Source organism: Corallococcus sp. AB018, assembly GCF_003986945.1.
Taxonomy (GTDB): domain Bacteria; phylum Myxococcota; class Myxococcia; order Myxococcales; family Myxococcaceae; genus Corallococcus; species Corallococcus exiguus.
Genome location: NZ_RAWR01000371.1, coordinates 1 through 4,982, shown reverse-complemented (window position 1 = coordinate 4,982; position 4,982 = coordinate 1). Strand labels below are relative to the sequence as shown.

Genomic DNA, 4,982 nt, shown 5'->3' with positions numbered 1-4,982 from the left:
ACCCCGGAGGCCGCCACCAGCGCCCCGGCGCCCGCCGCCCCGGAACGCGACCGGGACGAGGACGACGAGGACGACGACGAGGAGACGGACGAGCCCCGCAACGGCGCCTCGTCCAAGAAGACCGCGCCCCGGGAGAAGCCCGCCGCCAAGACGGCGTCCCTCCCGGCCGCGAAGAAGGCCAAGAAGTAGGCTTTCCAGGGGCGTTCCAAGGCGAATTCCCGCGTTCCAGAAGGGCGGCTTCGACCGCTCGTCAACGCGGGGTGTCATCTTGGGTTGACTCAAAAATCAGTCGACGCCACACTTCCTGCGTCACATGGGCCGCTGACCCTTACTTTTTCCCGCCCTGCGGGAAGCAGGCAGGCAGCGAGCCCCTACGCAGGAGTGGCCATGTCCGCCGGCATCAACACCTACAAGACCGACCTTCGAGAGATCTTCTTCACGCTGTTCGAGCAGTTCGGCTTCGGCCAGGTGGCGGGCACGGCCCCCTATGACGCCTGGGGCCCGGACGAGGCGAAGGCGGTCCTCACGGAGACGTACCGCTTCGCGCGCGAGGTGCTGGGGCCCCTCAACTCGGTGGGTGACCGTGAGGGCTGCCGGTTGGAGAACGGCTCGGTCTTCACGCCCAAGGGCTTCAAGGACGCGTGGAACAAGCTCTACGAGCAGGGCTTCAAGACGGTGGCGGTGAGCCCCGACCACGGCGGCCAGGGCGCGCCGATGATGCTCCAGGTGACGGTGGAGGAGATCCTCTCCGGCGCCAACACCGCGTTCAACATGTACCCGGGCCTGGCCTTCGGCGCGGCGGAAGTTGTCGCGGAGTGCGGCACGCCCGAGCAGCAGAAGCAGTTCGTGGAGCGCATGCTCAACGGCACCTGGGGCGGCACCATGTGCCTCACGGAGCCGCACGCCGGCTCCGACGTGGGCGCGGCCAAGTCCACCGCGAAGCGCAACGGGGACGGCACCTACAGCATCAAGGGCACGAAGATCTTCATCTCCGGCGGCGACCATGACATGGCCGGGAACATCATCCACCTGGTGCTCGCGCGCATTGACGGCGCGCCGGTGGGCACCAAGGGCCTGTCGCTGTTCATCGTCCCCAAGCTGCGCATCAACGCGGACGGTTCCTCCGGCCAGGCCAACGACGTCACCGTGGGGTCCATCGAGCACAAGATGGGCATCAACGGCTCCGCCACCTGTGTCCTCAACTTCGGTGAGAACGACGGCTGTCTGGGCGAGCTCGTGGGCACGGTCGAGCACGTGGGCATGAGCCAGATGTTCAAGATGATGAACGGCGCGCGCATCGCCGTGGGCATCCAGGGCGTGAGCCTAGCGTCGGCCGCGTACTACAACGCGCTGGACTACGCGAAGGACCGCAAGCAGGGCTCCCACTTCACCAAGTGGAAGGACCCGTCCGCGCCGCGCGCCTCCATCATCGAGCACCCGGACGTCCGCCGCATGCTGCTGGACATCAAGGCGCACGTGGAAGGCATCCGCGCGCTGGTCATCAAGCTGGCCATGCACCTGGACAAGGCGAAGCAGCTGGCGGGCAAGGACGACGACGCGGCCACCTACCACAAGGGTCAGGTGGAGGTGCTGACGCCGCTGGTGAAGTCCTACGGCTCCGACCAGGCCTTCCGCCTCTGCGCGCAGGCCATCCAGGTGTACGGCGGCGCCGGCTACATCCAGGACTATCCGGTGGAGCAGTACACGCGCGACTCGAAGATCTTCTCCGTCTACGAGGGCACCAACCACATCCAGGCCATGGACCTGGTGGGCCGCAAGATGGGCCAGGCGGGCGGCGCGCACTTCCAGCAGTTCATGGGCGATGTCGGCAGCTTCGTGGAAGCGCACCGCGAGCACCCGGTGCTGGGCGAGGCCGTGAAGACGCTGGCTGGCGCGCAGGAAGGCCTGATGTCCAGCGCGATGGCGCTGTTCGGCTGGTCGCAGGACGCGGGCCGCTTCCCGCTCATCCCCCTGTCCGCCAACCGCTTCCTCAACATGATGTCGGAGGTCGCCGTGGGCTGGCTGCTGCTGGACGCGGCCGTCATCGCGGAGAAGGCCGCCGCCAACGTGGCCGCCGACCACCCGGACAAGGCGTTCTACGAGGGCAAGAAGTTCAGCGCCCTGTGGTACGCGCGCAACGTGCTGCCCAACGTGGAGTACGCCGCGCGCCTCATCGCCACCGAGGACACGTCCCCGATGGACATCACCGACGCGGCGTTCGGCGGCGTCTGAAGCAGAATCTGAAGTCCTGAAATGAAGAAGGCCCTCCGGCACGTGACGCGCCGGGGGGCCTTTTCCTTTTCGGGCCTGAGCCTTAGTCGCCTTCGCGCACGCCGATGGCGAGCTGCGCGAGGCCGGCCTTCTTCGCCAGCTCCATCACCTGCACCACGGTGCCGTGGGGGACGCCTTCGTCCGCCTGGACAATCACCACGGTGTCGGGGTTCTGGTTCTTCGCGTTGTCGAAGGCCTGCTTCAGCTCCGCCTCCGCGACGACGTTGCCCGCGAGCACGAAGCGTCCGTCCGCCAGCACCGCCACGGACAGGTCCGTGGTGCGCGCGGTGACGTCCGCGGCGCCGCCCTTGGGCAGGTTCACCTTGAGGCCCGCCTTCGCGCCGCCGCCCGGGCCCTGCTGGGTGATGACCGAGCTGGTCACCATGAAGATGATGAGCAGCACGAGCATCACGTCCGTCAGCGGCGTGATGTTGATCTCCGCGAAGCCCGCGCCCTCCACCTCGTCATCGCCCGAGCCGGGCGTCTTTCCCATGGCCATGGTGGGCGTGTCTCCTTACGAGGCGGGCTGCGGATCCGGGCGGGACGCCGGGGGCGTGGTGCTTTCGCGCGGGGGCGGCGTGGTGTCCGGCAGCGGGCCGCCGGCCGAGCGCTCCTTGAGCACCTCCGCGAACTCGTCGCCCAACAGGCGCAGCTCCACCAGCACGCGGGACAGCCGGGCCTGGAAGTAGTTGTAGAAGACCATCGCCTGCACGGCGACGAGGATGCCCACGGCGGTGGCGACGAGCGCTTCGGAGATGCCCGTCATCACGGCCGCGGAGCCGCCGGTACCGCCGGCCTCCACGTCCACGCCCAGGTCCTTGAAGGAGCGCATGATGCCGGCCACGGTGCCGAAGAGGCCCACGAAGGGCGTCGTCGAACCGATGGTGGCGAGCAGCCACAGGTTGCGCCGCAGCTTGAGCCCCACCTGGGCGCGCTCGCGCTCCACGGCGGACTCGATGCCGTTGCCACCGGAGGAGCGGGAGCGCTCCCAGCGGTCGAACCCGGCGAGGAAGATGTCGGCCGCCACGGCGTCGGAGCGCTCGGCGGCGGTGCGGGCGGCGGCCACGTCACCCCGGAGGAGGTGCTTCTGGACGATTTCGCCCAGGTTGCGGGAGCGCTCGCTCACGCCCCAGAGGGCGATGAGCCGCTCGATGGCCACGCCCAGGGCCACCACGGAGGCGCCCAGGAGGAGGGCGAGGGTGACGCCGCCCAGGCGAAGGTAATGAAGTAGATCGTTCAGGCTCATGATGGATGACCGGGCAGGCGGCCCTGGCTCACACTAGGACATATGAACCGCGCAGCCGCCGCAATCTTCCTGGCCCTCCTCTGTTCGGCCTGCCCCAAACGTCTCGAGTTCGGTCCGGAGGGCCGCATCGAGGACGCCCAGACGCTCTACCAGCACGTGCGCGAGCGGCAGGCGAAGGTGGTGACCCTGGAGGGTGACGCCAAGCTGCACGTGGACTCGCCCCAGGGCAGTGGAACGCTCTCCACGTATCTCTCCATCACCCGTCCGGCCCTCATCCACCTGGAGACGTACGACTTCTTCAACCGCCCGGTGGCCTCGCTCGTCTCCGACGGCGAACGCTTTGGCGTCTACCAGGCGGGGGAGAACACGTACCTCCAGGGCCCGGCGAGCGCGGAGAACGTGTCCCGCTTCCTTCCTGTCGTCCTGCCGAGCGAGGAGCTGGTGGCGGTGATGCTGGGGCAGGTCCCCCTCCTGCCGCCGGAGTCCATGACCCTGGAGCTGGACGAGAAGGAGCGGGTGTACGTGCTCAAGCTCCAGCGGGGGCCCGCGACGCAGACACTGCGCGTGGATCCCAAGCACCTGCGCGTGGTGAAGAGCGAGGTCCGGGGCGTGCCGGGCTACGACCTGGCGTTCGAGGACTTCCAGCAGCGGGGCGACCAATTCTTCCCGGGCAAGGTGCACCTCATCGCCGCCACGGCGGACACGAAGCTGGACCTGAAGTACACGGACATCCGCCTCAACGGCCGCCCGGACCTGACGCTCTACGAACTGGGCGCGCCCCAGGGGGCGAAGGTGGTGGACGTCGATGCGCGGGGCCAGGAGGTCCGCTCGGAGGGGGCGGTGTCCCAGCCGCCCCCCGCGCCGGGTTCCTGAGCTTCCAGGCGTCGAAAGGCAGCGTCCCGGCGCAAACCGGGTACTATGGCGCGCACGACATGGCACAGATCAAGCTTGGAGAACTGCTGATCAAGGCGAACGTCCTGCAGGAGAGCCAGCTCAAGGCGGCGCTCGCCGAGCAGGCCAAGTGGGGCGGGAAGCTGGGCGAGATCCTCGTCCGGATGAACCTCGTCTCCGAGGACATCCTCGTGCGCGCCTTGTCGAAGCAGCTGGGCATGCCGGCGGTGAACCTGGACTCCGTGCAGATGGTGCCGCCGCACGTGAAGGCCAAGATTCCGGCGCAGACGGCCCGCGACTTCTCTGTCGTCCCGCTGCAACTGCGCGACGACGGCAAGACGCTGGTGGTCGCCATGTCGGACCCGCTCAACGTCCGGGTGCTGGACGAGCTGCGGGCCCTGTCCAAGTGCCGCATCGTGGCCAACGTGGCAGGGCGCACCTCCGTGGCGCGGGCGTTCGCGCGCCTCTACGAGGAGACGGCGGAGCTGGAGGACGCGGACACCAACTTCAAGGTGGTGGACGCGCAGGGCCGCACCGTCGTGAAGAACCTCAAGGACCTGGACCCGGCCGCCGC

General features: G+C 68.5%; 5 protein-coding genes and 1 pseudogene. 4 read left to right on the top strand and 2 right to left on the bottom strand.

The features are described from left to right. A pseudogene (locus D7Y11_RS44775) lies at positions 1 to 189 on the top strand (acyl dehydratase); the annotation flags it as partial. A 198-nt stretch (positions 190 to 387) separates the two neighbouring features. After that, positions 388 to 2,232: an acyl-CoA dehydrogenase gene (locus D7Y11_RS41600; RefSeq protein WP_126936436.1), complete on the top strand. Its 1,845-nt coding sequence runs from the start codon at positions 388 to 390 to the stop codon at positions 2,230 to 2,232. Positions 2,233 to 2,314: 82 nt separating this feature from the next. Here D7Y11_RS41600 and D7Y11_RS41595 read toward each other — a convergent pair whose 3' ends face one another. Both D7Y11_RS41595 and D7Y11_RS41590 read right to left on the bottom strand, forming a co-directional pair. Continuing rightward, complete coding sequence (locus D7Y11_RS41595; RefSeq protein WP_120565608.1) at positions 2,315 to 2,770, bottom strand: biopolymer transporter ExbD; 456 nt, start codon at positions 2,768 to 2,770, stop codon at positions 2,315 to 2,317. A gap of 15 nt (positions 2,771 to 2,785) precedes the next feature. Further along, complete coding sequence (locus D7Y11_RS41590; protein WP_121752076.1) at positions 2,786 to 3,517, bottom strand: MotA/TolQ/ExbB proton channel family protein; 732 nt, start codon at positions 3,515 to 3,517, stop codon at positions 2,786 to 2,788. Positions 3,518 to 3,559: 42 nt separating this feature from the next. On the opposite strand from D7Y11_RS41590, the gene D7Y11_RS41585 reads away from it, so the two are divergent. Beyond that, on the top strand, positions 3,560 to 4,390 hold the full coding sequence (locus D7Y11_RS41585; RefSeq protein WP_126936435.1) for a DUF4292 domain-containing protein: 831 nt from the start codon (positions 3,560 to 3,562) through the stop codon (positions 4,388 to 4,390). Positions 4,391 to 4,449: 59 nt separating this feature from the next. Then, on the top strand, positions 4,450 to 4,982 hold a 533-nt coding region (locus D7Y11_RS41580), incomplete at its 3' end, for a general secretion pathway protein GspE (protein ID WP_126936434.1).